Origin of the sequence: Morganella sp. BCCO 40_0007 (assembly GCF_032989665.1) — a bacterium.
Classification (GTDB): domain Bacteria; phylum Pseudomonadota; class Gammaproteobacteria; order Enterobacterales; family Enterobacteriaceae; genus Morganella; species Morganella sibonii.
The window spans coordinates 1-433 of sequence record NZ_JAVBIN010000036.1 but is presented as its reverse complement, the minus strand read 5'-3'; the positions used below and the strand labels follow the sequence as shown (position 1 = coordinate 433).

Sequence of the window (433 nt, the reverse complement as noted above, 5' to 3'; positions counted from 1 at the left end):
CAGGGGGATTGTCTTCAGCAGACGGATCCGTCCGGCAGTATCACCCGTTACCGCTATAATGCGCGCGGGCAGCTGACCCGCTATACCGACTGCTCCGGTTATCACACCACGCTGGCCTATGATGACCGCGGGCAACTGATCACCATCACTAATGCACTGAGCCAGACCACCCGCTATCACTGGTCGGAAGGCGGGCAGTTGCTGCGTGAGGAATTACCTGACGGCAGGGATAACCGCTATTCTTACGACGATGCCGGGCGTGTCACCGGGTTTACCGACAGCGGCGATAAAAAAATCACCTTCGCCCGTAATATCTTCGGGCAAATCACAGAGCGTACCGACCCGGCGGGGCATCGTCTCGGGTTCCGTTATGATCGTTTCGGGCGGCTGAAAGCGCTGGTGAATGAGAAAGACGAATCCTACCGCTTTGAGT

The 433-nt window shown here is 57.3% G+C and carries 1 protein-coding gene; it reads left to right on the top strand.

Annotation, left to right across the window (positions count from 1 at the left end):
* The coding region (locus R5268_RS19385; RefSeq protein WP_410795849.1) for a hypothetical protein at positions 1–433 on the top strand (433 nt) is incomplete at both ends.